Annotated in this window: 23 protein-coding genes; 7 read left to right on the top strand and 16 right to left on the bottom strand. The window is 67.4% G+C overall.

Features of this window, described 5'->3' with window-relative positions:
* Window positions 1–100: 100 nt before the first annotated feature.
* The 7 genes from ACOOHF_RS10720 to ACOOHF_RS10690 form a co-directional block, all read right to left on the bottom strand.
* Window positions 101–1,369 (bottom strand): flavin monoamine oxidase family protein, encoded by a 1,269-nt coding sequence (locus ACOOHF_RS10720; RefSeq protein ID WP_420461678.1) that lies wholly within the window; start codon window positions 1,367–1,369, stop codon window positions 101–103.
* Window positions 1,370–1,489: 120 nt separating this feature from the next.
* A complete protein-coding gene (locus ACOOHF_RS10715) occupies window positions 1,490–1,702 on the bottom strand; it encodes a JmjC domain-containing protein (RefSeq protein WP_420461677.1) in 213 nt (70 codons plus the stop codon).
* Window positions 1,703–1,801: 99 nt separating this feature from the next.
* Window positions 1,802–2,665 carry an FAD binding domain-containing protein gene (locus ACOOHF_RS10710; RefSeq protein ID WP_420461676.1) on the bottom strand — a complete coding sequence of 288 codons (864 nt, stop codon included), beginning with the start codon at window positions 2,663–2,665 and terminating at the stop codon, window positions 1,802–1,804.
* On the bottom strand, window positions 2,662–5,025 hold the full coding sequence (locus ACOOHF_RS10705) for a xanthine dehydrogenase family protein molybdopterin-binding subunit (protein WP_420461675.1): 2,364 nt from the start codon (window positions 5,023–5,025) through the stop codon (window positions 2,662–2,664). Before ACOOHF_RS10705 ends, ACOOHF_RS10710 begins: the two co-directional genes overlap by 4 nt.
* A gap of 24 nt (window positions 5,026–5,049) precedes the next feature.
* Window positions 5,050–5,517: a (2Fe-2S)-binding protein gene (locus ACOOHF_RS10700; protein ID WP_420461674.1), complete on the bottom strand. Its 468-nt coding sequence runs from the start codon at window positions 5,515–5,517 to the stop codon at window positions 5,050–5,052.
* Between the two features lie 150 nt (window positions 5,518–5,667).
* Window positions 5,668–6,039, bottom strand: a complete 372-nt coding sequence (locus tag ACOOHF_RS10695) for a hypothetical protein (protein WP_420461673.1) — start codon at window positions 6,037–6,039, stop codon at window positions 5,668–5,670.
* Between the two features lie 2 nt (window positions 6,040–6,041).
* Window positions 6,042–6,683 (bottom strand): hypothetical protein, encoded by a 642-nt coding sequence (locus tag ACOOHF_RS10690; protein WP_420461672.1) that lies wholly within the window; start codon window positions 6,681–6,683, stop codon window positions 6,042–6,044.
* A 95-nt stretch (window positions 6,684–6,778) separates the two neighbouring features.
* On the opposite strand from ACOOHF_RS10690, the gene ACOOHF_RS10685 reads away from it, so the two are divergent.
* From ACOOHF_RS10685 to ACOOHF_RS10665, 5 genes are all read left to right on the top strand, one after another.
* Entirely contained in the window at window positions 6,779–7,903 is a 1,125-nt protein-coding gene (locus ACOOHF_RS10685; protein WP_420461671.1) for a hypothetical protein, read from the top strand.
* A gap of 96 nt (window positions 7,904–7,999) precedes the next feature.
* The gene (locus tag ACOOHF_RS10680; RefSeq protein WP_420461670.1) at window positions 8,000–8,395 is read left to right on the top strand and encodes a co-chaperone GroES; all 396 of its coding nucleotides are present in this window, start codon (window positions 8,000–8,002) and stop codon (window positions 8,393–8,395) included.
* A gap of 94 nt (window positions 8,396–8,489) precedes the next feature.
* Window positions 8,490–9,911 carry a transposase gene (locus ACOOHF_RS10675; protein ID WP_420461659.1) on the top strand — a complete coding sequence of 474 codons (1,422 nt, stop codon included), beginning with the start codon at window positions 8,490–8,492 and terminating at the stop codon, window positions 9,909–9,911.
* Window positions 9,912–10,193: 282 nt separating this feature from the next.
* Window positions 10,194–10,739: a hypothetical protein gene (locus ACOOHF_RS10670; RefSeq protein ID WP_419933750.1), complete on the top strand. Its 546-nt coding sequence runs from the start codon at window positions 10,194–10,196 to the stop codon at window positions 10,737–10,739.
* Window positions 10,740–10,857: 118 nt separating this feature from the next.
* Window positions 10,858–11,961, top strand: a complete 1,104-nt coding sequence (locus ACOOHF_RS10665) for a hypothetical protein (RefSeq protein WP_420461669.1) — start codon at window positions 10,858–10,860, stop codon at window positions 11,959–11,961.
* Window positions 11,962–12,003: 42 nt separating this feature from the next.
* On the opposite strand, the gene ACOOHF_RS10660 is transcribed toward ACOOHF_RS10665, so the two are convergent.
* Together ACOOHF_RS10660 and ACOOHF_RS10655 are read right to left on the bottom strand one after the other, a co-directional pair.
* Window positions 12,004–12,555, bottom strand: coding sequence for a hypothetical protein (locus ACOOHF_RS10660; protein ID WP_420461668.1), 552 nt, complete (start codon window positions 12,553–12,555; stop codon window positions 12,004–12,006).
* A gap of 4 nt (window positions 12,556–12,559) precedes the next feature.
* Window positions 12,560–13,192 carry a hypothetical protein gene (locus tag ACOOHF_RS10655; RefSeq protein ID WP_420461667.1) on the bottom strand — a complete coding sequence of 211 codons (633 nt, stop codon included), beginning with the start codon at window positions 13,190–13,192 and terminating at the stop codon, window positions 12,560–12,562.
* A gap of 238 nt (window positions 13,193–13,430) precedes the next feature.
* Between ACOOHF_RS10655 and typA the strand changes: the two genes are divergently transcribed.
* Window positions 13,431–15,296, top strand: a complete 1,866-nt coding sequence (typA, locus tag ACOOHF_RS10650) for a translational GTPase TypA (protein ID WP_420461666.1) — start codon at window positions 13,431–13,433, stop codon at window positions 15,294–15,296.
* Between the two features lie 23 nt (window positions 15,297–15,319).
* On the opposite strand, the gene ACOOHF_RS10645 is transcribed toward typA, so the two are convergent.
* The 7 genes from ACOOHF_RS10645 to ACOOHF_RS10615 all read right to left on the bottom strand — a co-directional run bounded on the left by ACOOHF_RS10645 (window position 15,320) and on the right by ACOOHF_RS10615 (window position 23,224).
* On the bottom strand, window positions 15,320–15,913 hold the full coding sequence (locus ACOOHF_RS10645) for a hypothetical protein (RefSeq protein WP_420461665.1): 594 nt from the start codon (window positions 15,911–15,913) through the stop codon (window positions 15,320–15,322).
* 215 nt (window positions 15,914–16,128) lie between these two features.
* Window positions 16,129–16,908, bottom strand: a complete 780-nt coding sequence (locus ACOOHF_RS10640) for a hypothetical protein (protein ID WP_420461664.1) — start codon at window positions 16,906–16,908, stop codon at window positions 16,129–16,131.
* A gap of 392 nt (window positions 16,909–17,300) precedes the next feature.
* Window positions 17,301–17,984 (bottom strand): MAE_28990/MAE_18760 family HEPN-like nuclease, encoded by a 684-nt coding sequence (locus ACOOHF_RS10635; RefSeq protein ID WP_420461663.1) that lies wholly within the window; start codon window positions 17,982–17,984, stop codon window positions 17,301–17,303.
* 2 nt (window positions 17,985–17,986) lie between these two features.
* The gene (locus ACOOHF_RS10630) at window positions 17,987–19,114 is read right to left on the bottom strand and encodes a DUF262 domain-containing protein (protein WP_420464360.1); all 1,128 of its coding nucleotides are present in this window, start codon (window positions 19,112–19,114) and stop codon (window positions 17,987–17,989) included.
* Window positions 19,115–19,663: 549 nt separating this feature from the next.
* Complete coding sequence (locus tag ACOOHF_RS10625) at window positions 19,664–20,977, bottom strand: IS1380 family transposase (RefSeq protein WP_420461662.1); 1,314 nt, start codon at window positions 20,975–20,977, stop codon at window positions 19,664–19,666.
* A 290-nt stretch (window positions 20,978–21,267) separates the two neighbouring features.
* Window positions 21,268–22,748 (bottom strand): IS3 family transposase gene (locus ACOOHF_RS10620; RefSeq protein ID WP_420461661.1). Its coding sequence is split into 2 segments (ribosomal slippage): window positions 21,268–22,370 and window positions 22,370–22,748, totalling 1,482 coding nucleotides; the frame shifts between segments, so codons are not numbered across the junction.
* A 155-nt stretch (window positions 22,749–22,903) separates the two neighbouring features.
* Window positions 22,904–23,224, bottom strand: coding sequence for a hypothetical protein (locus ACOOHF_RS10615; RefSeq protein WP_420461660.1), 321 nt, complete (start codon window positions 23,222–23,224; stop codon window positions 22,904–22,906).
* Window positions 23,225–23,487: 263 nt separating this feature from the next.
* Between ACOOHF_RS10615 and ACOOHF_RS10610 the strand changes: the two genes are divergently transcribed.
* A complete protein-coding gene (locus ACOOHF_RS10610) occupies window positions 23,488–24,909 on the top strand; it encodes a transposase (RefSeq protein ID WP_420461659.1) in 1,422 nt (473 codons plus the stop codon).
* Window positions 24,910–25,431: the final 522 nt, after the last annotated feature.

Genomic DNA, 25,431 nt, shown 5'->3' with positions numbered 1-25,431 from the left:
GGCTCATCATGCGCCAGCCTTGCCGCGCCCTCAATATCAGTGGGGATACCCGTGTGGTGGAGCGAAAGGCCGCTACCCGCAGGAAATGGCCAGAATGGCGTCACGCCGCCAACCATTCCGGCGCATGGAGGCCAGCCGCGAAACGGCGCACCATCCGCCGCCGCGAGATTGCCACGGCCGCGCCGGAGCGCTCCCCCGTCACCGTCGCATCGATCTCCGAGGCAGCCCGCAGGCCCGACTGGAGGGCTCCCTGCATCCACCCCCGCTCCCCCGAGGCGTGCTCGCCAGCGAAGTGAATGGGGCCCTCGGGTGATGCCAGTTCCGGGTGCTCCGAGAACGGGGGATCGTACTGGGTGTAGGCCGCCCCAATCCAAGGCTGCTGCTCCCACGCGAAGTGGGTCCCGCGCTCCGCGACCTCGCGCGAGCCGGGGAAAAGGTCATCAAAGCGATCGATGAAGCCGGGCACGATGGTGCCGGCCTCCATCGCCGCGACCGTGCGCGCCATGTCTCCGAACATGTAGGACATCAGAATTCCCCGAGGCCCCTCCTGGTTCCAGGTGGGATGCCAGAACTCCGAGAACCCCTCCACAAACGACAGCCCCCATCCGTTCAAGCCGTCGCCCTCCCAGATTCGGTCCGCATACTGAACGTAGACCCGAGTGACGTCCTCGTAGGAAGTGGCCTCGAAGGCCGCTCGCTTCGCTTCCGAGAGGATGGGGTCGAACACGATCCTGTCGATGACGGGGAGGGGGACGGTGCAGATGAGGTAGCTGCCCTTCACCTCCTCCGCGGCGTCTCCGGTTCCGTAGGTGGCCACCACCCCGGCCTCATCCCGGACCACCCTCGTCACCGGCGAGCCGTACACCACACGGTCTCCGAGCGCTTCGGCGAACGCCAACGGCAGGGCATCGGTCCCAGCCGGAATCTTGAGCCACGTGTCCCGTCCCCTGGCGAGGAACACGCCCGGCGTCTGCCGGTAGCGGTCGCCCTGCTCGGGAACGATGAGGTACTCACCTTCCTGCGTATAGAAGGGAGATGTCTCGATGCCGAAGTGGTCGATGTAGCCGAGCGTTCGATCATGGTCGGGTGGGATACGGGCGGGGCCAGATTCGGCGATGAGCCCGTCGTCGAAGGGCTCGCGAAGTGTCTGCGCCCGGCCCCCGGCTGCGTTTCTTGCTTCCAGAACCCGGACATCGTGCCCCGCCCGGACCAACTCGTATGCGGCGACGAGCCCGGACAGACCGGCGCCCACCACGATCACGTCGACCCGATCTTCGGGCGGCGGTGGCGGCGGCGGCGGTGGCGGCGGCGGTGGCGCGGGGGGAGGCGCGGGCGGTGGCGCAGGGGGCACGCTGACGACCGGACCCATCCCGTTGTCCGAGCAGCCAGTGCCCAAGGAGAGAGAGACCAGGGCGCCACTACCCCGGACGAGAAAGTTGCGGCGGCTGACAGCTGTATTGCTGACCGTTGTCTTCTTGATCTCGGCTCCTTAGTGACGATCGCGCCGCCGTGCGGGTTGATGTCCGGGTTGAGTGCGCGGAGTACCGCGTCCAGTGCTTTGCCCCAAGGCTCGGCAAGGTACCGGGACGTGCGGGGCAAGCCGTCCACCGTCGTAGAGACGCCACCGCTTTGACCCTACCACCTGTAGCACAGATACATCATGCGTGTCCCAGTGGGGCCTGAAACCTTGGGTCCTACGCACACATTATCGCCGGAGCAAGCTGTGTAAATCCCCCATTTGGGGGACGTGCGTCACGATCCCCTACGGCGAACCGCTCGCGCCCGGAGTGTAGAATCCGGCCTAGCGCTGCATCGCGGGGCAGCCTGCCGCCTCCCCGACGGCCCGCCGGATCAGCACCTCCGCCAAGTGCAGGCGGAACTCCGAACTCGCGTTCTCGTCCGCCGGCGGGGTCTCGAGTTCCGACACCTTCGAGGCCGCCGCCATGATCTCGGCCTTGTCGGAGGTGCCGGCGAGGGCGGCCTCGACCGCATGCGCCCGCAGCGGCGTGCCGCCCATGTTCGTGAGGCCGATCGTGGCCCCCGCGATCCCGTCGCTCCAGTGCACGACCGCGGCGACCCCGACGATCGCCCAGTCCTGCGCGCGCCGCTGGAACTTGTGGTACGCGCTGCCCCACCCGTCCTTTCGCGGCACCCGGATCCCGGTCACGATCTCACCGGAGTCCATGGCCGGCATGAACGGCCCGACGAAGTAGTCGGCCGCGGCCACGGAACGCATGCCGCCGCTCCCCGCCACCGAGATCTCCGCGTCGAGTGCCAGGAGCGCGGCGGGAAGGTCCGAGGCCGGATCCGCGTGGGCGACGGAGCCGCCGATCGTGCCTCGATGCCGCACCTGCGGATCGCCGATCCCCTCCGCCACCTGCGCGATGAGACCGCAGCCGCCCGTGAGTTCGGCCGCGCCCGCAAGCTCATGGTGCGTCGTCAGGGCGCCGATCGAGACCCCGTCGCCATCCGCGTGCACGCCGCGCAGTTCATCGAGCCCGCCGATGTCCACCAGCAGCGTCGGCCGGGCCAGGCGCAGCCGCATCAGCGGCAGCAGCGAATGACCGCCGGCCAGCGGCCTCGCGTCTTCCCCTCCCTGGGCGAGAAGACTCAGCGCCTCGTCGAGGGACCCCGCGCGCTCGTATTCGAAAGAAGCCGGAATCATGCATCACCTCCCTGCGCCGCCTGAATGGCTCGCCATACTCGTTCCGGAGTCGCCGGCATCGGGACATCCGTCACGCCGAGGTGCGCGAGCGCGTCCACCACCGCGTTGATGACCGCCGGCGCGGAACCGATCGTCCCCGCCTCGCCGATCCCCTTCACCCCCATCGGGTTCGAGGTGCTCGGCGTCACCGTCCGGTCCGTCTCGAAGTACGGGAACTCGGCCGCCGACGGCACGAGATAGTTGATCATGGAGGAGGTCTCGAGCGTGCCGTCTTCGGCGTAGGTCGCCTCCTCGTACAGCGCCGCCGCGATCCCCTGCGCCACGCCGCCGTGTACCTGTCCGTCCACGATGACGGGGTTGATCACGGGCCCGCAGTCGTCCACCGCGATGTAACGGACGAGTTCCACCGCGCCGGTATCGGTATCCACCTCGACCACGGCAACATGCGTACCGAAGGGGAAGGTGAAGTTCGGCGGATCGTACACGCAGCCCGCCTCGAGCCCGGGTTCCGAGTCCTCCGGCAGGCTGTGCGCGGTCCACGCCGCAAAGGCGAGTTCGGGCATCGACTTCGTGCGGTCCGGCACCCCCTTCACCGAGAACGTCCCCGCCTCGTAGTCGAGATCCTCGGGCGCGACCTCGAGCAGGTGCGCCGCCAGCAGCCGAGCCTTGTCGACGACCCGTCCGCAGGCCTTGTAGACCGCGACCCCGGCCACCGCGAGACTGCGGCTTCCGTATGTGTTCATCCCGTGGGGCGCGACATGTGTATCGCCGTGCAGCACCGTGACATCCTCGTACGGAATCCCGAGCGCGTCAGCCGCGATCTGGGACCATGAGGTCACATGCCCCTGCCCGTGCGGCGAGCTGCCCGTCACGACCTCCGCCTTCCCGGTCGGCAGCATGCGCACCGTGGCCGCGTCCCAGCCCCCCGCGGCATACTTGAGCGAGGCCAGCACCTGCGAGGGGGCGAGCCCGCAGATCTCCACGTAGGAGGAGAACCCGACGCCGATCTGCTTGCCCGCCCCGCTCTCCCTGCGCTCCGCCTGGTCGCTCCGGAACCCCGCGTAGTCCAGCAGCTCGACCGCCCGATCCAGCGCGGGCTCGTAGTTCGCCGAATCGAAGGCGAGGCCGCCCGGGCTCTGGACCATGTCGCCAGCCGGGAGGAAGTTCCGCCGCCGGATCTCGGTCGGGTCGACCCCGACCTCGCGCGCGAGCACGTCCATCGCCCGTTCGATCGCGTAGGTGGCCTCGGGCCGGCCGGCGCCGCGGTAGGCGTCCGTCGGCGTCGTGTTCGTGAACACGCCCGTGCACTCGAAGTGGTACGCCTCCCCGCCGTAGCAGCCGCAGTAGAGGAAGGCGCCCAGAAGCGGGACCCCCGGCGCCACGAGCTGCAGGTACGCGCCCATGGCCGCGAGGATGTTCACCCGGTACCCCAGAATCTCGCCGTCCGAGGTCGCCGCGATCTCGATCTCCTGGACCTGGTCGCGGCCGTGGATCGTGGCCACGTATCCCTCGCTCCGGCTCGCCACCCACTTGACCGGCCGCCTCAGGCGCCGCGCGAGGGCGATGCAGAGCGCCTCCTCCGCGTACACGTTGAGCTTCGAGCCGAAGCCGCCGCCCACATCCGGCGCGATGACGCGGATCTGCGACTCGGGGATCCCGAGCGTGAGCGCGAACAGTACCTTCGCCACGTGGGGGATCTGCGTGGTCGACCAGACGGTGTAGTCGCCCGCCGCGGGCACCGACTGGACGACGACCGCGCGCGGCTCCATCGCGTTCGGGATCAGCCGGGGCTGCCTGTAGCGCTCCTTGACCACGACGTCGGCCTTGGCGAACGCCGCGTCCACGTCGCCGTTGGTCAGGGTCCAGGTGTAGCTCTTGTTGTCGTCGAACGACTCGTGCACGCGGGGCGCGCCGTCGGCCAGCGCCGCCTCCACGTCCACGACCGCCTCCATCACCTCGTAGTCGACCTCCACCAGTTCCGCCGCGTCGAGCGCCGCGTTGCGGCTGGTCGCCACCACGACCGCGACCGCGTCGCCCACGTAGCGCGCCACATCCTGCGCCACGGGCCAGTGGTCGGGGATCCGGATGTCGTCCGTCACGGGCCACGCCATGGGCAGCCCCGCCGCCCACTCGCCGGCCAGGTCCGCCCCGCTGAACGCGGCCACCACGCCGTCCGCGGCGCTGGCGGCGGACACGTCCACCGAGTTGATGCGCGCCGATCCGAACGGGCTGCGCACGAGTGCCATGTGAAGCATGCCGGGCAGCGTGAGGCCTTCCACGAACTGGCCCTGCCCGGTGAGAAGCTTGGGATCCTCTTTCCTGGGGACCCCGCCGCCTACGTATTTCTCAGCCGTCGCCATATCTCTCGTCCCTCCCTTGGCCGCCTAGGCGCCCATCTCGTCGGCGGCCGCGAGCACCGCCTTGACGATGTTGTGGTAGCCGGTGCAGCGGCAGAGGTTGCCCTCCAGCGCCAGCCGAACCTCCCCCTCCGTCGGCGAGGGGTTCTCATCCAGGTAGCCGACCGCGGCCATCATCATCCCGGGCGTACAGAACCCACACTGGAGGCCGTGGTTCTCGTGGAACGCCTTCTGGATCGGGTGCCAGTCGCCGTTCGACGCCAGCCCCTCGACGGTGGCCACCTCCCGCCCATCGGCCTGGACCGCCAGCACCGTACACGACTTCACGGACTGCCCGTCCATGAGCACCGTGCAGACGCCGCAGGAGGACGTGTCGCAGCCCACGTTCGTGCCGGTCAGTTCGAGTTGTTCGCGAATGAAATGAACGAGGAGGGTGCGGGGTTCGACGTCCGCCTCGTGCCGAACCCCGTTCACGGTCACGGAGATGCGCTTCATGCGGCCACTCCTGATCCTGTGCCGGCAAGAGCGCCGGCGGAGCTCCGGAAAGGGACTCATCCGGCCGCCCACCGGCCGGGGGGATGCAGTCTAGAACGGGCCGCGGGGCCGGGGCAACCGGCCCCGCTGTCGGGCGTCTCCGGCGCGGGCCTACACGGCCGTTTGGCGGCGCGCCGCCGCGTATTGGAGCGCCAGCCAGGAGACGGACGCGAAGCCCAGGATCACGAAGCCGACGACGGAGGAGCCCATCGTCACCTGGATCCCACTCCAGATCAGGCTCGAACTCACCTCGTTGACCTGCGAGACAAGGTCGGCGACCATCCAGGCGCCGATCAGCGACCCGAGGACGCCGAGGCACGCGGCGAGGGCGCCGAGGACGAGGATGGAATGGATGCGCAGGCTCGCCGCCGGGGCTCCGGGGCGAAACAGGTCGATCGTCGCGCGCACGATCTGCACCAGCATCAGAATCAGGACGAGCCAGATCGGATACTGGATGAGTCCGAGGGAGTCGAAGAAGGTCATCGTTACCTCTGCGTGAATGAGGTTGGTGTGAGCCGTGAACCGGCAAAGAACGTCGATATGCGCTTCTCGATCATCTCGTCGTTGATCAGGCGCGGGGTGATCGCGAGCCAGCCGAAGAGTCCGAAGATGGCCGCGCCGAACCCGAGTGCCGCGAAGGAGACGATGCGGCGGACGGCGTCCCAGATGGCCGGCAGCGCAAAAGCTTCGGCTTCGAGCGCCTCGAACGCGCCGTAACCCTCCCAGGCGGCGCCCAGCGCCCCAAGGGCGACCGCGGCGACGACGAGGCCGATCTGACGCTCCCAAAGCTGTCGTCGCAGATCCGGCCGCAGGTCGCCGTCGATCCAGAGGCACTTGGCGGCCCGGGTCCAGTTCGCGGCGAGGAGCGCGACAACGAGGACCTGGGGCCAAGCCAACAGGGCCGTGGCGCCGAGCAGACCCGACCAGATCATCGCCATGCATGCGGCCGCACCGGCCAGGATCGCGGCCGCTGCGATGCCGAGACGATCCGCCCGGTCAAGCCACCCGGCCGCTCGCACCCAGCGGCCCAGCGGCGGCGCATGCTGCGCTTCGAGTTCCGAGAGCGCCTCCTCGGTCGGGACGAGCTGTCGCAGCGCGGCGCGCCGGGCCTGGGCCGGGCGGTTCATATCGAATCCGTCCCCACGATGAAGTCGTATCGATGGCGGGTATCCCGGGCCGGGTCTGGTGACGAGATTCCGGAGGGGACGGATCAGGGAGGGCAATGTATACGACGTGCATCTTCTGCCACGGTGACCTCGCCCGGAACGAGGCCATCGAGGAGTTCCCGGTCGGGCGCCGCCTCGCCTTCGACGGCTCCCGGGGACGCCTCTGGGTCGTCTGCCGGCGCTGCGAGCGCTGGAACCTCTCGCCGCTGGAGACACGGTGGGAGGCGATCGAGGCGTGCGAACGCGCCTTCGAGACCACGCGCATGCGCGTCGCCACGGACAACATCGGGCTCGCCAAGGTGAAAGAGGGGCTTGAACTCGTTCGCGTGGGAGACCCCGTCCGCCAGGAGTTCGCGGCATGGCGCTACGGCGACCAGTTCGGCCGCCGACGCCGCCGGGCCATGCTCATCACCGGCGCGGGCGCGACCGCGACCGGGGCCTTTGTCGCCGGGAGCATGGTGACGGGCTTCTCGCTGATTGCGGCCTTCTCGAGCATCCCGAGCCTGATCCAGCAGTGGTATCAAGATCGCGTGATCCTCCGTCTCAGGAACGAGGTCGAAGACCCGATCCGGATCCAGCGAAAACACCTCTACACGTCGCGCCTGGTCCCGAGCGCCGACGCCTCGGGATGGGATCTCAGCGTCGATCACATCCCGGGCTGGGACAAGTCGCTGAGGACACGTAAGCAGAAGGACCGGCGACATACGATGATCGTTCACGGCAGCGAGGCCATCGGCCTGGCCGGGCAACTCATGGCACACGCGAACCGGAGCGGTGGCGGGCGCAAGACGGTCCGCACGGCGGTGGCCCGAATCGAGGAGGCCGGCCACCCCGAGGCGTTTCTCCCACAGGCGGCCGATCTCGCGCAGCGCGACTTCTCCGGGCGCCGGCGGCCAGGCCTCTCGGCAAAGAAAATCGAGGCACTCACGAAACCCCTGCCCGGGACGCTGGCGGGCCTCAAGGTGGATGTGCGGCTCGCGATCGAGATGGCGACCCACGAGCAGGCCGAGCGCGAGGCGCTCGAGGGAGAACTGAAGGAACTCGAGGCGCGTTGGCGCGAGGCGGAAGAGATCGCCCGCATCGCCGACAGCCTGTTCGTGCCGGAGAGCGTAGAGAGCTTCATCGAGGGTGAGCGTGCTCGCCACGAACCTGACCCGACGGACCGGACCCCAACCGGTTGAGAGCCTGTCCGGCGGCGTCACCGGTCTCTATCGTCCCGGGGGGTTACGGAGGTCCGCCGCCAACCCGCCTCGAACGACGCCTGCAGGAAGGGAGCCTTGAGCGATAAGAGACTCATCGTCGTCGGAGACCGCGTGCTCATCGAGCCGCTGGAGGGCGAGGAGCGCACCAACGTCGGTCTCTATCTTCCTCCCACCGCGATCGACAAGCAGGCCGTGCAGGCGGGCACGGTGGTGGCGGTCGGACCCGGCACGCCGGTGGGGCCGCCCGCGGAACTGGGCGATGAACCGTGGAAGATCGGCGCAACCGAGGCGCGCTACCTTCCCATGCAGGCACGGCCGGGCGACTACGCCCTCTTCTTCCGGAAAGCAGCGGTCGAGATCACGTTCGAGGGCACCCGGTATCTCGTGGCACCCCAGGGGGCGATCCTCACCCTCGTCCGGCCGGAGGAGCGGCGAGAGACCTCGGACGGGTTCGACCCCTCGTTCCTCTAGCAGGCCGTGGAAAAAGTCGCGATGTCCCGCGCCGGTGTTGATGGTTAGATTGTGGGCGGGACAAGAGGCAACCGGCGGTCACGGGAGGTTGGCGATGGCGGTGGGCAGGATGCCGGGCGAGCGACAGGAGGAGCTGTTCATTGCGGCGAGCGCGGTGCGGGCGCTGGACAACCCGTTCTACGCGGCTTTGGACAAGCTTCTGCGCAAGAGCGGCTTCGACGAGTTCGCCGAGGAGGCGTGCCGGGAGTTCTACGCGGCGCGGATGGGCCGGCCGGGCCTGCCACCGGGCGTGTACTTCCGGATGCTGATGGTGGGATACCTGGAGGGGATCGGCTCGGAACGGGGCATCGCGTGGCGTTGCCGGGACTCGATCTCGCTGCGGGAGTTTCTGGGCTACGGTCTGGCGAAGACGCCGCCGGAGCATTCCACGCTGTCGAAGACGCGCAAGCGGCTGAGCCTGGAGGCCCACGGCGCGGTGTTCGGCTGGGTGCTGGAGGTGCTGCGGGAGTCGGGGCTGCTGCGGGGCAAGACCGTGGGGGTGGACTCGACGACGCTGGAGGCGAACGCGGCGCTGCGCGCGATCGTGCGGCGTGACGACGAGACGGAGTACGACGCGTGGCTCGAGCAGCTGGCGCGGGCGTCCGGGATCGAGACGCCGACGCGGGCCGACCTTGCGAAGCTGGACCGCAAGCGTCCGGGGAAGGGGTCCAACAAGGACTGGAAGCATCCGCACGACCCGGAGGCGCGGATCACGAAGATGAAGGACGGCCGCACCCGCTTGGCGCACAAGCTCGAGCAGGCGGTCGACATGGAGACCGGCGCGGTGGTCGCCGTGACGGTGCAGACGATGGACGGCGGCGACTGCGCGTCGCTGCCGGTGACGCTGGACGAGACGGAGCGGCGGCTGGCGGAAGTGGGTGCGGAGCCGAGGGAAGTGGTGGCCGACAAGGGCTACCACTCGAACGCGACCATGACGAGCGTGAAGGAGCGGGGACTGCGGAGCTACGTGAGCGAGCCGAACCGGGGCCGCCGGAAGTGGAAGGGCAAGCGGGACGCGCGGAAGGCCGTGTACGGCAACCGCCGCCGCAACCGGGGCGAGCGGGGGAAGCGGCTGCAGCGCGAACGCGGAGAGAAGCTGGAGCGCACCTTCGCCCACCTCCTCGTGACCGGAGGGTTGCGCCGCGTTCACGTCCGCGGGCAGGAGGAGATCCGAAAACGGATGCTCGTTCACGCCGCCGCCTTCAACCTCTCGCTGGCGATGCGCAGCCGCTTCGGCTTCGGCACCCCGCGCGGCCTGCAGGGCCTCGCGGCAGCGGCCGCGGCCCTCTCGGACGCCTCCGCACGCGACTTTGCCGCCTTTCTTGGCCGAATCGGGCGCATTCTCGGCCTCCCGGGCGCAAATCGCGGCTTTCACCGCCCCCCGGGTCGCCTTTTGCATAACAGTGCCCAAATCATCCACCACTTCCCGTTTCCACAGTCGGCCACGCCGGCGACCACTTCTTCCACGGCCTGCTAGGCCCCGGGACCGACGGCAGCCCACCGGTCGGGGCTGCCTACCGGTCGGTGGGAGTGATCCGGTCGGGCCGAAGCGAGTCCGCGGTTCGTCTCCCGGATCTTGTTCGCCGGATTCATACCGTACATGGACCGTAAGAGGACGTGCGACAGTACGACGCAGTGAGAGCGGGACGCCTCTTGCGGACCGCCAAAGAACACGCGTAATTGTGGGAGCGAGTCCCGGGAGCGAGTCCCGGGAGCGAGTCCCGGGAGCGAGTACCCCCTCAAGACCCGGGAGGCCAATGTGTTTCACCTCAAGTCCCTTCACCACTTCACGTTCCTGCTTGTGGGAACCGTCCTGTTGGCGGGGGCGGTCGATCCGAACCCGGTGGCGGCGCAGCAGGATCCCTGTGTGGACTGTCTGACCATCTATTGCAATCCCGTCGACCCCGAGGATTTGTCTGAGTGCCATTACGCATCGGATGCTCCCCACAACGCGTACTACCAGCGGGGAGGCGGAGTACACCCGAATCAGGCATACGGAGGGCCCTGCCGGGACAAGCACCCCCCCGGGTGCCGGGGCGGCGGCATCGACGGGATCCTGTACGACGCAGGTGTGCTGAAGACAGTCTTGGCGGCGGTGTCGGCCGGCGACGCCTTGGAGGTGTACCGAATCATCCGCGGCCAGCCCGAGAAGTCGCCGTTTTACTTTGCGACCGAACGCATGGCCATCCAGGTTCGGGGATGCACCCAGGGAACCGTTGCCGTCCACATTCCGCTCCGGCACCTCGCCACTCCGGAATTCCTCGCTGCGGTCGCCGCCGGTGCCGGTTCACACCTTGCGCCGTGAAGGCCCCCGCGGAGCGTCGTCCGCGCTCCCCTCGCCGCCGGGACATGTAGCCCTGCACGGCCGCTCCCAGACGGCCGTTGAGGCCGCTTGCCGAACGCTATTGGCCGTCGCGCTTCTGGTGGCTACGTCCCGGGCGGTGCAGGCCCAGCAGCCCACGGTGCTGCGGGAGGATCCGCAGCCGCCGTGCAAGATCGAGCTGGAGCCCGGCCCGGTGTTCAGGGGCGGCGGGTGGGACGACGAGAACTGGGTGTCCAACGCCTACGACGTGGAGGCTCTGCCCGGCGGGCGCCTCGCGATCACGGAGCAACTACGGCCCGAGCGTTTCTTGGTGGCCTCCGCGGATGTCCCCGGCGGCCGCTGGGTGGGACGAGGTGGCGAGGGGCCGGGCGAGTACCGGTGGATTCGGTGGGTGCGCGCCCACGGAGACCGCCTGCACGTCTTTGACGCCTTGAACAGGCGCCGAACCGTGCTGGATGCGACGGACTTCGAGGTGTTGCACACGAACCCCCTTTCGCCGGGTACACTCGAGAACGACGCCGTCGTTCTCGACGATTCCTCGTATGTGATCAACGCCACGATGTACGCCGCGGACCGGGTGGGGTACGTCCTCCACCTCATGAATGGTGAGGGTGACGTGGTCCGCTCGTTCGACGAGTTGCCGGTCGGGGTGCCCGGCGCCCCGTCACCCTTTCGATCGATCACGCCCGCCGCCCGCAGCGGCGAGGTCTGGTCGGTGTCGCCGGAGGAATACCGGATCGATCTGTGGGACGCGGCGGCGGGGACGCGCCTGCGCTCGCTGGTCCGGGAGGTCGAATGGTTCCCGCCGAACTCCCCGCGCAGGGAGTTGCACCCCGACCAGCCCGGCTCGCCGGGGATCAGATACATGACGAGCGATTCCCGAGATCGGCTGTGGGTAATGATCTCGGTGGCGGCGGCCAACTGGGCGGACTGCCTTGTGGAGACCCCGCCGGGATTGCACCCCGAGGCGGGAGAGTACACGCGCCGCGAGAATTGCTCGCTCTACGAGCAGCGTATCGAGGTGTTGGATCCCGGCGCGGGTCGCATCCTTGCGGCCGCGAACTTCACGGATGGCTTCGGGGCGGTGGACGGCGGCCTGTTGTTTTCGTACGAGACGGACGCCTTTGGATTCCCCACGTTGCGTTTCTGGCGGCCGTCCCTGCGGGTGGCCAACCCGGAAAGCGACCGAGAATGCGCAGCTTGACAGTGTCATGCCTCGCCAGCGGATGCTCGCCCGTCATCGCTCTTAGCGCTCGACGGGGCCGATCCGGTCGGGGCGGAGCGAGTGGCAGTTCACTTCCCAGGCCGAGACCGGAGCCTGCACCGAGCCGCCGCCCCCCGCGTTCGTGGCGACCGCTGGCCCCCGCAGCCGTGCCACCGCCCGTCCGGCCATCCCCCCGCGGGCCGTCCGCAGCGCTACCGCGCCCCGTACCTCCGGGCTCGACCACACCAACCACAGGGTGTCGGCCCGGGTGAACCAGCGCGTATCCAGTCGCGAGAGGTCCAGATCGGCCTCCAGCGGCACGGCACGGTAGGCGTTCATCTCCCTCCCGTACTCGTCCACCGAGTCGGGGAACAGCATGAGGGATCGCACCACCGGGGGATCTCCATCGGGCGCTTCGCCGTCCTCGTCCGCGACCCAGTCATCGAACTGGAGCCGGTGACAGCCGACATAGTCCCACACGCGGAGATCCGGGGGCTCGGGGGGCGGTTCGGGCGTCGCGTCACGGAAGCGGAGCCCGATCGAGACCCACACGAAGGCGACCGCCAGCCCGGCCACCACCAGCAGCCGCGACAAGCGGCTACGCCTGTCGGTTCAGAGGCGGGGCGACGAGCGCCGGCAACCTCTCGTGCGCTCGGCCGGTGAGGGCGGTCTCGACGTCGGCCTGCGGAACGCGACCCGCCTCGAGATTCTCCGGCGATACCCACGCCTCGCTGTTGAGGTCGATCCGGAGCGTCATGTGCCCTCCCGGCGCGACGAAGATCGCGGTCGCGAGGCGGGTCTCGATCGCGAGCCGTTCCTCCCCGACCCGCAGGTGCACGGGATCGGGGAAACTGCGACCCCCGACCTCCGCGCCGCCCTCGATGCGCGCCAGGCCCCAGCCGCCGACGATTCTCAGGTACGGATACGTTCCCGCGGGAACGTCGATGGGCGGGTGCAGGTTGAGGGCGCCCCCGGCCGCCTGGAGTTCGAGATCGACCTGCGTCGGCACGCCGAGGTGGACCCAGTCGCTCCCGTCCCGGGAGATCGAGACCCGGAAGTCCGCGCTCAGCCGTCCCGAGAAGGAGCCCGGAGCCCCGGCGCCATCATCCGCCACGACGACGTTGAGCGTGCCCTTGAACACGGCTTCGGGCCGCGTCGTGTCCGCGCAGCCGGCCGCGAGCAGGGCGGCGGTGAGGAGCGTCGTGCGGGTCTTCAAGTTCGTGAACGCCAACATATTCTCCGTGCGTGGAACGCGAGGACCACGAGACCGGGTCTCATACCCGCCACCCGCGCCATGGTGCCGGGCCAAACTAGCAAACCCCGCGCGGACATGCACAACAGGGACGGCCGTTCCCCCGGCCCGGCTTTGTGGTTCGGAGCCGGCGGCGTAGGATCCCCTGCCCCCCGATGACCGCGAGAAGGACCACGAGCAGGACCGCGAGCAGGACCACGAGGAGATCGAGGCCCGTTTGACGCCCCAGAGACGGGACATCCGGAACATCGCGATCATCGCCCACGTCGATCACGGGAAGACGACCCTCGTCGATCACATGCTGCGGCAGGCGGGCGCCTTCCAGTCGCACGAGCGGATGGAGGACCGCGTCATGGATTCCAACCCGCTGGAGCGGGAGCGCGGGATCACGATCCTCTCCAAGAACACCGCGGTGCGCTGGGGCGGGACCCGCATCAACATCGTCGACACGCCGGGCCACGCGGACTTCGGGGGCGAGGTCGAGCGCATCCTGAGGATGGTGGACGGCGTGCTCCTGCTGGTGGACGCGGTCGAGGGCCCCATGCCGCAGACGCGCTTCGTGACGAGGAAGGCGCTCGAACTCGGGCTCGCGCCCATCATCGTGATCAACAAGGTCGACCGGCCCGAGCAGCGCGCGGCGGAGGTACACGACGACGTGCTGGAGCTGTTTCTCGAGCTGGACGCCACCGAGGCCCAGCTCGACGCGCCCTTCCTGTACGCGAGCGGACGTGAGGGGTGGGCGGCGCGGGAGATCGAGGCGCGCGGCGGAGATCTCGAGCCGCTGTTCGAGACGATCGTCTCGGCGGTCCCTCCTCCCGCGGGCGACGCCGCGGGACCGTTCCAGATGCTGGCTTCGACGCTGGATCATTCCGCGTACGTCGGCCGCATCGCCATCGGCCGCATCGAGCGGGGCGCCGTCGCCGAGGGGGATCGCGTCGTTCTGCTTCCGCTCGGAGAGCCGGGGCCGGTCGCGGCCGACGAGGCGATCCCGTCCCGCGTGGTTCGGATCTACGGCTTCGAGGGGCTGAAACGGATCGAGAAGCCGCGCGCGAGCGCCGGAGAGATCGTGGCGCTGGCGGGACTCGAGGGGGTGGAAATCGGCCAGACGGTGGCCGACCCGGACCACCGGGAGCGACTGCGGGGGATCGCGGTCGAGCGGCCCACTCTGGCGGTCGACTTCCGGGTCAACGACGCTCCGTTCGCCGGGAAGACGGGGAAGTACATCACCACCCGACAACTCCGCGAGCGCCTCTTCCGCGAACTGGAACGGAATGTCGCCCTACGCGTCGAGCCTACGGAATCGCCCGACACCTTCGCCGTCTCGGGCCGCGGGGAACTGCACCTCACGATCCTCATGGAGACGATGCGGCGCGAGGGCTACGAGTTCTCCGTGTCGCGCCCCCGCGTCATCCTGCGCCAAGGTCCCGGCGGCGAGATCCTCGAGCCGTACGAGGAGGCCGTGATCGAAGTCCCCGCGCAGATGGTCGGCGTGGTGATGGAGAAGATGGGGAACCGGCGTGCGGAACTCCTGTCGATGCGGCCGACGGACCAGGGGCCCGTTCGGCTCGACTTCAAACTCCCTTCGCGGGGCCTGTTCGGCTACCGCTCCGAGTTCCTCACCGACACACGCGGCGAGGGCCAGTTGCACCACCGGTTTCTCCAGTACGGACCCCGTGCCGGCCATCTCGAGCACCGGCGGAAGGGGGTGCTCGTCGCCGACCGCCCGGGGACGTCGGTGGCCTTCGCCCTCTTCAATCTGCAGGAGCGGGCCGAGATGCTGATCGGGCCGGGCGTCGAAGTCTACAGCGGGATGCTCGTGGGGGAGCACGTCCGCCCGGGCGACCTAGAGGTCAACGTGTCGAAGGGCAAGAAGCTCACGAACATGCGGGCCGCCGCCGCGGATGAGAACGTCCGCCTGGAACCGCCACGCGAGCTGACGCTGGAACTGGCGCTCGAGTTCATCAACGACGACGAACTCATCGAGGTGACGCCCGACGCGATCCGCCTCCGCAAGCGCAAGCTCGACCCGATCGAACGCAAGAAGGCGATGCGCCGCGCCGCCGCGGAGGCCCGCGAAGGCTGAACGGCACCTGTGTCAGGGAATTATCATACTGTGCCGTCCGGCGAATGAACGACATCAGGCGAATACACAACCGGCACTACGACCATCCATACGGAATTAGGATTGTCTCCAGCGACTCCCGTAAGACTCAACGAGATGGTTTTTCCAAACAGGTTCTCCGGCACAAGCTCTCGAGGGTCGATATGCTTGAATGATGCGGTAATATTCTCCTTGAGGTTTCCCTCGAGCCCCCTGCTCGTCAGAACCCACAGCTTCTTCCCTTCTCTCAACGGCAGTATGCCGACAAGTTCGCTGGGCCATGGGCCTTCCGCCTTCCGCAACACACGATCTTCAGCCATGATTATGAAAGATACGACGATGAGGGATTCATCATCGGCCTCAATCAGGATATCGTTCTTTTTCCAGGCCGCCCGTTGTAACTCTCGCTGCTCATGGTTCAGCTTATTCCCCCATGAAGGAAACAGTATCTGAAATGTGGCAACCGCTTGTTCGCTGAATTCAGGCTCGTACCACTGGTTCAGAAATCGATCACTCATCTCGTCAATCGACACGGGCTTTGCAGGCACAGTAATGTGCTGCTTTCCCGATGCATGTAGACTGACTTTCTGTCCCTTCATGTGATCACGGCAGTAGATGTAAGCATCGCCCTTCTTCTCAACATGTACGCCCCATGCATTCGACGTACGTCCGTCCCGGTACTGAATCGCGAACCGTATGCTGCCCTCCCGTAACGGAACTGTCAGGGGATGCTTGGCCCAAAGTACGATGTCGCCAGCGGGACTTGTCAATTGATCTGTCATCGACAATACCTGTTTGTTGGGTCGGTAGGAAACTATTGACCGGCAAGAAGATTCTGAATGTATCGGCCGTCTGCGTCTGGAAACAGAACATGCTTGACCGCAAAATCCTCGGGGCTCCAAGAGCCGTTGCCCTTCACGTCGTCCCGCTCGACGTGCGCCGAGCGCAGGAGGAAGCGGACAGAGATCCCCGACGGAGCCCGGTAGGTGTAATCCTTGAAGTGTTCCGCCGACTTCACGTAGTACTGGTCGCGGTTCGCCCAGTGGAAGTGGACCTCCTCGCCGTTATAGGGGACGACGTAGGGGTGCTCCCGCGAGTAGCGCCGCTTCGGAACGAAGTCGCCGTCCTGGTAGTACCGGCTGAAGAAGGCATACAGGTGGTTGTAGATGTCGCGGCGCACGTCCCCGGCGGACTCGGGATGGCGGGCCCGCTCGCGCGACAGGATGTACGTCTTCCCGAGCGGGGTCTCCTCGTACTTGACGAGTTCTCCGCTCGGCGCGATCGCGTCCTCTCCGAAGGACTCCACAACCTGCTGCCGCGTTTCCTCGAAGGCGTCGACACGCTTCGCCTCCGTCTCGAGCGCTCCTTGGCTCACGGCCTCCTCGATAGCACCCGGCAGATCACGGTCGATGTAGCGGTCGATGACCTCCCGCTTGTGGTTCATGATCCGGTAGATTCCGAGATCCAGATCCGCGCAGTCGAACTGAAACAGCTCTCGCAGGAGCTCCTGGAACCGAGCCTGCTCCTCCGGCGGCCGCGAGGCCCGCGTCGGGACGTTCTTCGGCGCCCACTGCTTGTGGAACGGCGTCCGCACAGGCCTAAGGTCTTCGTCCGGATGAGCGGGACGATTGGGGGTTGGAGGAACTTCGCACGCTGAGCAGCATGGCACCAAAATTGGCGCAGAGCCCCGTCCCGAGCAATCCGCTCTCCCATGGCCGCTTCTCCCCGAACCGCCCGCCGTCCGCAGCGACCCACAGCTTCCCTTTCGACCCGCCACCACGGCTGTCGCCCTCTGATCCAGTGACGTCCTTCCCAAACAGCCGCGGCGAGCCGCGCATGCCCCCCGCACCCTTCCGAGTACCGGTCGCGGTCACGACCGTCCGAACCCTCTCCCCACCATCCCGTCGGCCTGACAGTGCCGCGCAACTACACTCCCACTTATCGGCTCCGCTTCGCCTTGCGCATCGCCCCACGCCGCCCTTTCGCTTACCAGGCGCATGGCACCCTCATCCGCTGCTGCAGCACCATTGCCAGCACGCCATCCGTCCGTCGACAGAACTCGCTCGCAATTTTAACATACTGCCTTACGTCTCCCTGCGTCGTCTCCACCGCAAAATCTCCATGCGCGATGTTGTTTCGCTTGTGCACGAGCTCCTCCAGACTCAACCAGAACAGGCGACGCATCTGCGGCTTTCTCGTGATTCTCCGAAAGATGTCCGGTACGCCCCACATACTGTAGAGCTTCATCAATGTCTTTGGTGTTGGGCTCTTGAGATCCTCCAGTAAGTTTTTGATATCGAGTTTACCTGCCGGCACATCCGCCCAAAGCCAGCCCTCCATTGTTATGAACTCTCCCAGCGCCGTCTCACGTTTCTCCCACGCCATCTCCGACATCCTCCGTACGGCCTTGCGAGAGTGTCGAAGTTTGAATGTGATCGGTAACAGACCTGGCTCGACCTTCTCGATGTTCATGAGATCCACCGCCTCCTCCATCGATTCCCGCACGTACCGCTCAAAGTGTCCATAAAGCATCACGAGGGCAGCACGCGTCAGCGCTCGTGTAGTCTCCGGTTCCTCAGAAAGCCCGCCCAGCGGCCCAGGGTCCGCGTCCAGAATATCCTGCACCTCTCCTGATCCGTTGAAAAAGCTCTCGAACGCCTTCGACGACACGTTTAGAGCTCCAAATGTTCAGGCACGTCCACATGCACACCACCGCTCCGCAGTGCTCGCGCAATTCGCGAAATCCGAAGTCGAATTCTCGTCCGGTCGCCAGTCGCCCGACGAACCGCATCCTGAAGATCTACGCGCGTCAACTCCCGCGAGATCTCCTTTACCACCTGCCGCCGCCGATCCGACAACTGCGGGTCGTCGATCCATGAGAATGCCGTCCCCTGCGCGTCGAAGAGTGCTCGATTCACGCCGCCGGGCACGGCCTTGCCTCGTTCGTCCCTCAGCCGATTTCCATCTTCATCGATCAAGCGAAACGCCTGCGTTCCAAGTATCTCGTTCAGTCGTCGCATCGTCTGCTCGAAATGCGCGGCCCTCTGCTGCAACCAATCTTCGTTCGCACGCTGGTTCCGTTGCATGTACTCATTAAGGAATCGCTTGAGTGGTGGACGGTATGACGCCAAGCAGTCGCGGAACGCTAGCCATCGAAGCACCAACTCCTCGTCAACCATTCTCCGCCTTGGCTTTGGAGTGCCGATTGCGTTCCGAAAGGCATTGCACTCCCGGGCAAGCCTGCGCAACAGATCGTTCAGCGATCCGCGATATAGAGAATTACGCAACTCCTGCGGATTCAGTGCGATACCGCCCGTGTTAAGTCGCTCAAAGGTTTCAAATTTCATATTGGGGTGAGATTCGGACCCAATCACGACTGCCCGGAGAGAGCGAGTCATCAAGAACCGACGCTCCTTGTCAGGCAGCTGATGGTACTTAGTTCGAGTGTACTCAGTTAGGATGCGAACCCCCGTAAGTGCGAAGTGATTGTCCAAGTACCGTACGATCGAACGGACACGCTGATGTCCATCTACTATCTCAAAAACGGCGTCGGATCGTTCGGCAAAATAGATTGGTGGTACGGGGATGTTTAGGAGGAGTGACTCGATCAACCGGCTTGCCCTTCCGTTATCCCAGACGTACTCTCGCTGCATGGGAGGAATCACGAGGGTCTTTTGGGCCCACTGCTCTTTGAGAGTCTGAAGGGAGAGATCATAGGGCTGCGTTATTATTTTTCGCTCACGAGGAGGGAAGTCGTAATCCTCCGTCACGTCGGACTCTTCTAGTTCGCTGGGTTCCATTTTCATTCACCTAGCTCCAGTTTTGGTCTGTCGAGGCTACGACCCCCATTACAGGCCGCGTGCGCATTACCCAGGAGCACCCCTTCCAGCTCCCGCGGATACTGGATGGTAGAGCACCTCACAGGTGACCTCGCGGAACGTGAACGCTTCACGCTTGCGGTCCGCCACGTTCTTCCGCTTGCCGGAGGCGACCATGCGACGGGAACGAGCCGCAGGACTTTCGAGAGTCTTCTCAATGCGAGACGGACCTACCGTGAGAACCTCCACTTCCCAAGGGTACGTCTTGCGGATGTACGGAGCAAATGGAGTTATCCGCGTGGGTATCACGTAACCCCGGATCCTGCGTTGGCGCATAGTCGGGCGGCCTGAGGGCGATTATGACCGGCGGTTGTGGCGACTTGGCGCGGGCGGTGGCGTTTTCGGGGCCGGACCGGGCCTCGGCGGAGGGCCGGCGGGGCTCGGGAGGGGTCCCGAACGGCTCGCGGAGACACGGGGAGTGGGCGCCGCCGCGCGGCGCCTTCGGAAAGCCGGAGTTGGGGCCGGTCAGATTTAGGCGGGCGCGGGCGGCGGGAGACCCCGCTCGATGGCCCGGAGCGCCGGTCGCAGGAGGCCGAGGGCCGGGTCGGCGCGCGCGAACCGCAGCGAGGTTCGGCGGGCGTGGGAGGTGATCCTCGCGGGCGCGCGCAGCAGGCGCAGCCGGATGCCGCGCGGCTGCACGGCGCGCCAGCGGCCGCCGAGGAAGTTCGCGCGCAGGATGTGGAGGAGTTGGTAGGCGAGCACGGCGAGGCTCCACAGCAGGGCGTTGCCGCCGAGGTCGTCCACCGCGGTGCGGCCGGCCGAGAGCTGGCCCAGCTCGCCGATCCGCTGCTCGACGACCGCGCCCGCGTTGTAGGCGCGCCACGCCTCGACGGGGCCGATGCTCCCGATGTTGGTCAGAACGTCGGCGCTCATCGTGGTCTCCCACGCCGCGAGATCGAGTTCTCCCTCCTCCGGCCCGACCCGTCTCCGCCTCTCGACCGAGAGAAGCCGCGTGCCCCACAGCTCGCCGGAGGCCGTCCTCAGCTCCCGGTCCCCGGCCTCGTCCCGGGCGGCGGTCTCCCAGGCGCCCCGGAAGCCGCCGAGCCAGGCGTGCCGCGGCACCTTGAGCAGATAGGACACGCCGAGCTCCTCCATGCGCCGCGCGATGGACTTGGAGAAGAACCCCTTGTCCAGCCGCACGGTGATCCGCCGCACCCCCGCCCCCCTCAGGCGGGCCACCAGCCCGGCCAGCCACGCCTCCGCCCCCCGGGCCGTGTGCGCGCCCCCCGGCCGCCAGCGCACGCCGAGGCAGTCGCCCGTCTCCAGGACGTAGGCCAGAAGGGGGTGGTGCGAGGGGCGGCCCGGCTTCTTCGGGTTGTAGCCCCGCTCCGCCCCGGCCTGCTTCAGCCCGTAGCGCACCACGACGGTCGAGTCCATGACGATCGTCGCCGACCGGGGCGCCCCGCCGGCCAGCTCCCAGCGCCGCCGCACCATCCGCCACAACAACTCGTCCAGAAGCGGCGACAGCACGGCCGCCGAACCCCGCAACCAGCGCCCGAACGTGGCCGGGTGCGGCACCCGCGCCCAGCCGAAGATGCGGCGCACGCCCCGCCGCTCCAGAAGCGGCAGGTCGTCCATCACCCCGCCGCCGTACAGGAGCAGCACCACCCACGACTCGACCATGAGCGATGGCCGGTAGCGGCCGGGGACGTTCCCGCTCCGCCGGTCGATCCAGCCGCCCAGCCCCAGCGCGTCCCACAGCTTCCGAACCACGACGAGGCCGCCCGCGTCGGTGATCCGCCCGCCGCCCCCGCGGACCCTCAGCGCGGCCGCCGATCCTTGCACGTGCGGGCGCGGTCCGGTATAGTCGTTTCCACGCACCATTCGGGTGTCCTCCGTTCCGGGGTGAACTCTTGTCCAGTCCTCCGTAACGTAGGGCCCCGGGCGGTGCTTTTCCATAGTCCGACACTATGATCTCACTATCGTCAAGGCCTCCACGGCCCGGCTACGGCCACCCTCCCGGACGAGCCCCGCGCCCACGATCGCAGGATCCGGGGTAACGTGTTCGGGCCGGAGTCGACCCCAGCGGAGGGAGCATAGCGGAACCTGCCAACGATTGTGAGACATATCACAAATCAGTTTAGTGATCCCTCCTTTCCGTCGGCACCGCTGCCTTGCGCCGCTGCCTCCGCGCCATCAACTACGCTGACGGGGATGGGCCGGTTGATCCAGACCTCCGCGGCGAGTTCCGCGGCACGGGGCGGGCCGGCCACGAAGCGGTCGGGGCGGGCGGCGTAGGCGGCGGCGAGCACCTCCTGCCTGTGCTCGATCACGGCGAGCGCCCGGCCGAAGTGGACCTGCTCGGGTGTGAGCAGGCCGATGCCGGCATGCCGGTGCCCGGCGTTGTACCACATGAAGAAGTCGCGGCAGAAGTCCTTCGCCTCCTCGATGCCGCCGAAGCGGCCGGGGAAGCCGGGGTGGTACTTGACCGTTTTGAACTGCGCCTCCGAGTACGGGTTGTCGTTCGAGATCCGGGGCCGGCTCAGCGACTGCGTGATGCCCAGGTCGGCCAGCAGCTGCGCCGTGCACTTGCCCGTCATGGGCGATCCCCGATCCGAATGAAGCGTGAGCACCCGCGGCTGGACGCCGTGCTTCAGGCAGCTCTCCTCGATCAGGCGCCCGGCCAGCCCCGCGGTCTCCCGCTCCGCCACCATCCAGCCGACGGCGTAACGGCTGAAGATGTCCAGGATCACATACAGATGGAAGTACCGCCACTTCTCCGGCCCGAGGAGCCGCGTGATGTCCCAGGACCACACCTCGTTGGGTGCCCGGGCCACCACCTCGGGCTTCGGATGGTTCGGGTGGCTGCGCTGGGCCCGGCGCTCCCGGACCGCCTTGTTCCCGGCCAGGATCCGGTACATCGTCCGCTCCGAGCACAGGTAGACGCCCTCGTCCAGCAGCGTCGCGTACACTTCCGCGGGAGCGCGGTCCGCGAAGCGCGGCGAACACAGCACCTCGAAGACCTCGCCGTGCTCCGCTTCGCTCAGGGCCCGGGCAGGAGCCGGCCGGGGCTGCCGCTGCCCGGTCTTCGGCCTCCGGCGACGGTAGAACGTGGCGTGCGCGACCCCCAAGGCCGCGCACGCCGCGCGCACGCCCACGTGCCCGGCCAAGCCTTCGGCCGCGCTCAAGAGCTCTTCCCGTCCCCGAGGCTCAACCCCAGCAGCCCCGATACTTTTCCCTGGACCTCGATCACGATGCGCGCCTTGCGGAGTTCCTCGCGCAGCCGCGCGTTCTCCCGCTCGAGCGTCCGCACCCTCTTCGCCTCCCGCTTCCCGCCCGAGGGCCTCGGTCCGCGCTTCTTCGCCAGCTCTCGCAGCGACCCCTCCCGCGCCGCCTTCCGCCACCCCGACAGATGCGAGCTGTACAGCCCCTCGCGCCGCAGCAGCTCTCCGATCTCACCCGGCGTCTCGCACCGATCCGCCTGCTCGACGACCGACAGCTTGTACGCCGCGGTGAAGCGCCGCCTCGTCGCCTTCGCCGACACCTCCGGATCCGGCGGGGCTGCCGCGCTTCGCTTGCCCTCCCCCGAAGAGAGGGGCACTCCGTTCGTGTTCATTCCTTCTCCTCGTCCCATCCTTCAACTCTCCGCCTCGCCCTACTCTAAGCATTTTCCCCATTCGTGTCTCGCTCACGTTGGCAGAGAGGGGTAGCGAGCCGGAGCGCTTATAGCGCATTCGGTTTTTCTGGACGCCCGTTTAGGGAAGATCTGCCTTAAGGGGTCCGGAGAGAAGGCCTCTCTCTGCCGAACGTGAGACGCTTGCTGGACCGGTGCACAACGGCGCTCGTGCGCCGATGCTTCACCTTCAGTGGCGAGTCGAGGAGTTCCACCGCTCCTTTAACGTCCGCGAGCCGACGATGCTTGAAGAGCTCGACCGGCATTTCGGACTCTACGATCTCGGTCTCGACCGTCGCCAAACCCTCCTGCTCGTCCCGAATCAGGTTCTCGCCTTCCGTTCTCAACCGTGCAACCGGGGATACGAGAATCGGTTCGCCGTCCGCCAGCGCATGTTCCCGCCGACAGCCCTTGATCAAGGTTCGGATGGCCGTCCTGCCGCCCGGGGAGCGCACGTCGACGTACGCTGTCGCGATCAGGGTTCCCGGCGTCGTCCAACACGGAGCCTTCGGAGATGCAGAGCATGTCGTTGTCCATTAGCCTCTTTCGCAGTCGGGCGCTGACGTTCGGATCCGCCCGCAACCCTAGCAGGCCGTGGAAAAAGTCGCGATGTCCCGCGCCGGTGTTGATGGTTAGATTGTGGGCGGGACAAGAGGCAACCGGCGGTCACGGGAGGTTGGCGATGGCGGTGGGCAGGATGCCGGGCGAGCGACAGGAGGAGCTGTTCATTGCGGCGAGCGCGGTGCGGGCGCTGGACAACCCGTTCTACGCGGCTTTGGACAAGCTTCTGCGCAAGAGCGGCTTCGACGAGTTCGCCGAGGAGGCGTGCCGGGAGTTCTACGCGGCGCGGATGGGCCGGCCGGGCCTGCCACCGGGCGTGTACTTCCGGATGCTGATGGTGGGATACCTGGAGGGGATCGGCTCGGAACGGGGCATCGCGTGGCGTTGCCGGGACTCGATCTCGCTGCGGGAGTTTCTGGGCTACGGTCTGGCGAAGACGCCGCCGGAGCATTCCACGCTGTCGAAGACGCGCAAGCGGCTGAGCCTGGAGGCCCACGGCGCGGTGTTCGGCTGGGTGCTGGAGGTGCTGCGGGAGTCGGGGCTGCTGCGGGGCAAGACCGTGGGGGTGGACTCGACGACGCTGGAGGCGAACGCGGCGCTGCGCGCGATCGTGCGGCGTGACGACGAGACGGAGTACGACGCGTGGCTCGAGCAGCTGGCGCGGGCGTCCGGGATCGAGACGCCGACGCGGGCCGACCTTGCGAAGCTGGACCGCAAGCGTCCGGGGAAGGGGTCCAACAAGGACTGGAAGCATCCGCACGACCCGGAGGCGCGGATCACGAAGATGAAGGACGGCCGCACCCGCTTGGCGCACAAGCTCGAGCAGGCGGTCGACATGGAGACCGGCGCGGTGGTCGCCGTGACGGTGCAGACGATGGACGGCGGCGACTGCGCGTCGCTGCCGGTGACGCTGGACGAGACGGAGCGGCGGCTGGCGGAAGTGGGTGCGGAGCCGAGGGAAGTGGTGGCCGACAAGGGCTACCACTCGAACGCGACCATGACGAGCGTGAAGGAGCGGGGACTGCGGAGCTACGTGAGCGAGCCGAACCGGGGCCGCCGGAAGTGGAAGGGCAAGCGGGACGCGCGGAAGGCCGTGTACGGCAACCGCCGCCGCAACCGGGGCGAGCGGGGGAAGCGGCTGCAGCGCGAACGCGGAGAGAAGCTGGAGCGCACCTTCGCCCACCTCCTCGTGACCGGAGGGTTGCGCCGCGTTCACGTCCGCGGGCAGGAGGAGATCCGAAAACGGATGCTCGTTCACGCCGCCGCCTTCAACCTCTCGCTGGCGATGCGCAGCCGCTTCGGCTTCGGCACCCCGCGCGGCCTGCAGGGCCTCGCGGCAGCGGCCGCGGCCCTCTCGGACGCCTCCGCACGCGACTTTGCCGCCTTTCTTGGCCGAATCGGGCGCATTCTCGGCCTCCCGGGCGCAAATCGCGGCTTTCACCGCCCCCCGGGTCGCCTTTTGCATAACAGTGCCCAAATCATCCACCACTTCCCGTTTCCACAGTCGGCCACGCCGGCGACCACTTCTTCCACGGCCTGCTAGAGCCCCACGCGCGTCGAATCACGCGCCTGTACCGACTCGGAATCTGCTCAATCCGACGGTCCGACTCGACGTGCGGGGGCTACGCCGGAGCAAGACTCACGAATGATCGCGGTGTAACGGTGCCGGTTTCCGCGCCGGCGACGCGGGAGTCCGGCAACTGGAAGGGGCTCGGCTTCATCCGGCGGGGCGGCAGAAGGTGCGGCGGGCGCACTGCGGGTTTGCATCGCCACCCCGCGAGTATATTTTTTTCATACAGGAAGGGTAAACGGCAGGGACGGGACTCGAACCCGCGAGACGCTTGGGTGCCTTCGGTGCGAAAACGCGCCTACCGGACCCTCAATCCGGTGCAAGCGACCGCGCTGTCACCCGACCCTGTAGAGAAATCGCCTTGAGACCGCGACGTGAGTTCGGGTTGCAAGGCGATTCACTTTTTCATGTGGATCGTGCCTCCCGAGGTGCCCGATTCAAGCTGCATCGGCGGCGTGGCTCGGAGCGGGATCTCCCGTTGGATTAGGATGAGCC

This window comes from Candidatus Palauibacter sp. (assembly GCF_965216145.1).
GTDB lineage: Bacteria > Gemmatimonadota > Gemmatimonadetes > Palauibacterales > Palauibacteraceae > Palauibacter.
Note: the sequence above shows the minus strand (reverse complement) of the source record. Positions and strands in the feature narration are given on the sequence as shown.

Bases quoted from the DNA above. Each gene is read 5' to 3' on its own strand.
- ACOOHF_RS10610 (WP_420461659.1), top strand. From the start codon at position 23,488: ATGGCGGTGGGCAGGATGCCGGGCGAGCGACAGGAGGAGCTGTTCATT.
- ACOOHF_RS10690 (WP_420461672.1), bottom strand. From the start codon at position 6,683: ATGAACCGCCCGGCCCAGGCCCGGCGCGCCGCGCTGCGACAGCTCGTC.
- ACOOHF_RS10675 (WP_420461659.1), top strand. From the start codon at position 8,490: ATGGCGGTGGGCAGGATGCCGGGCGAGCGACAGGAGGAGCTGTTCATT.
- ACOOHF_RS10705 (WP_420461675.1), bottom strand. From the start codon at position 5,025: ATGGCGACGGCTGAGAAATACGTAGGCGGCGGGGTCCCCAGGAAAGAG.
- ACOOHF_RS10695 (WP_420461673.1), bottom strand. From the start codon at position 6,039: ATGACCTTCTTCGACTCCCTCGGACTCATCCAGTATCCGATCTGGCTC.
- ACOOHF_RS10685 (WP_420461671.1), top strand. From the start codon at position 6,779: ATGTATACGACGTGCATCTTCTGCCACGGTGACCTCGCCCGGAACGAG.
- ACOOHF_RS10710 (WP_420461676.1), bottom strand. From the start codon at position 2,665: ATGATTCCGGCTTCTTTCGAATACGAGCGCGCGGGGTCCCTCGACGAG.
- ACOOHF_RS10720 (WP_420461678.1), bottom strand. From the start codon at position 1,369: ATGGGTCCGGTCGTCAGCGTGCCCCCTGCGCCACCGCCCGCGCCTCCC.
- ACOOHF_RS10645 (WP_420461665.1), bottom strand. From the start codon at position 15,913: ATGAAGGGACAGAAAGTCAGTCTACATGCATCGGGAAAGCAGCACATT.
- ACOOHF_RS10630 (WP_420464360.1), bottom strand. From the start codon at position 19,114: ATGGAACCCAGCGAACTAGAAGAGTCCGACGTGACGGAGGATTACGAC.
- ACOOHF_RS10700 (WP_420461674.1), bottom strand. From the start codon at position 5,517: ATGAAGCGCATCTCCGTGACCGTGAACGGGGTTCGGCACGAGGCGGAC.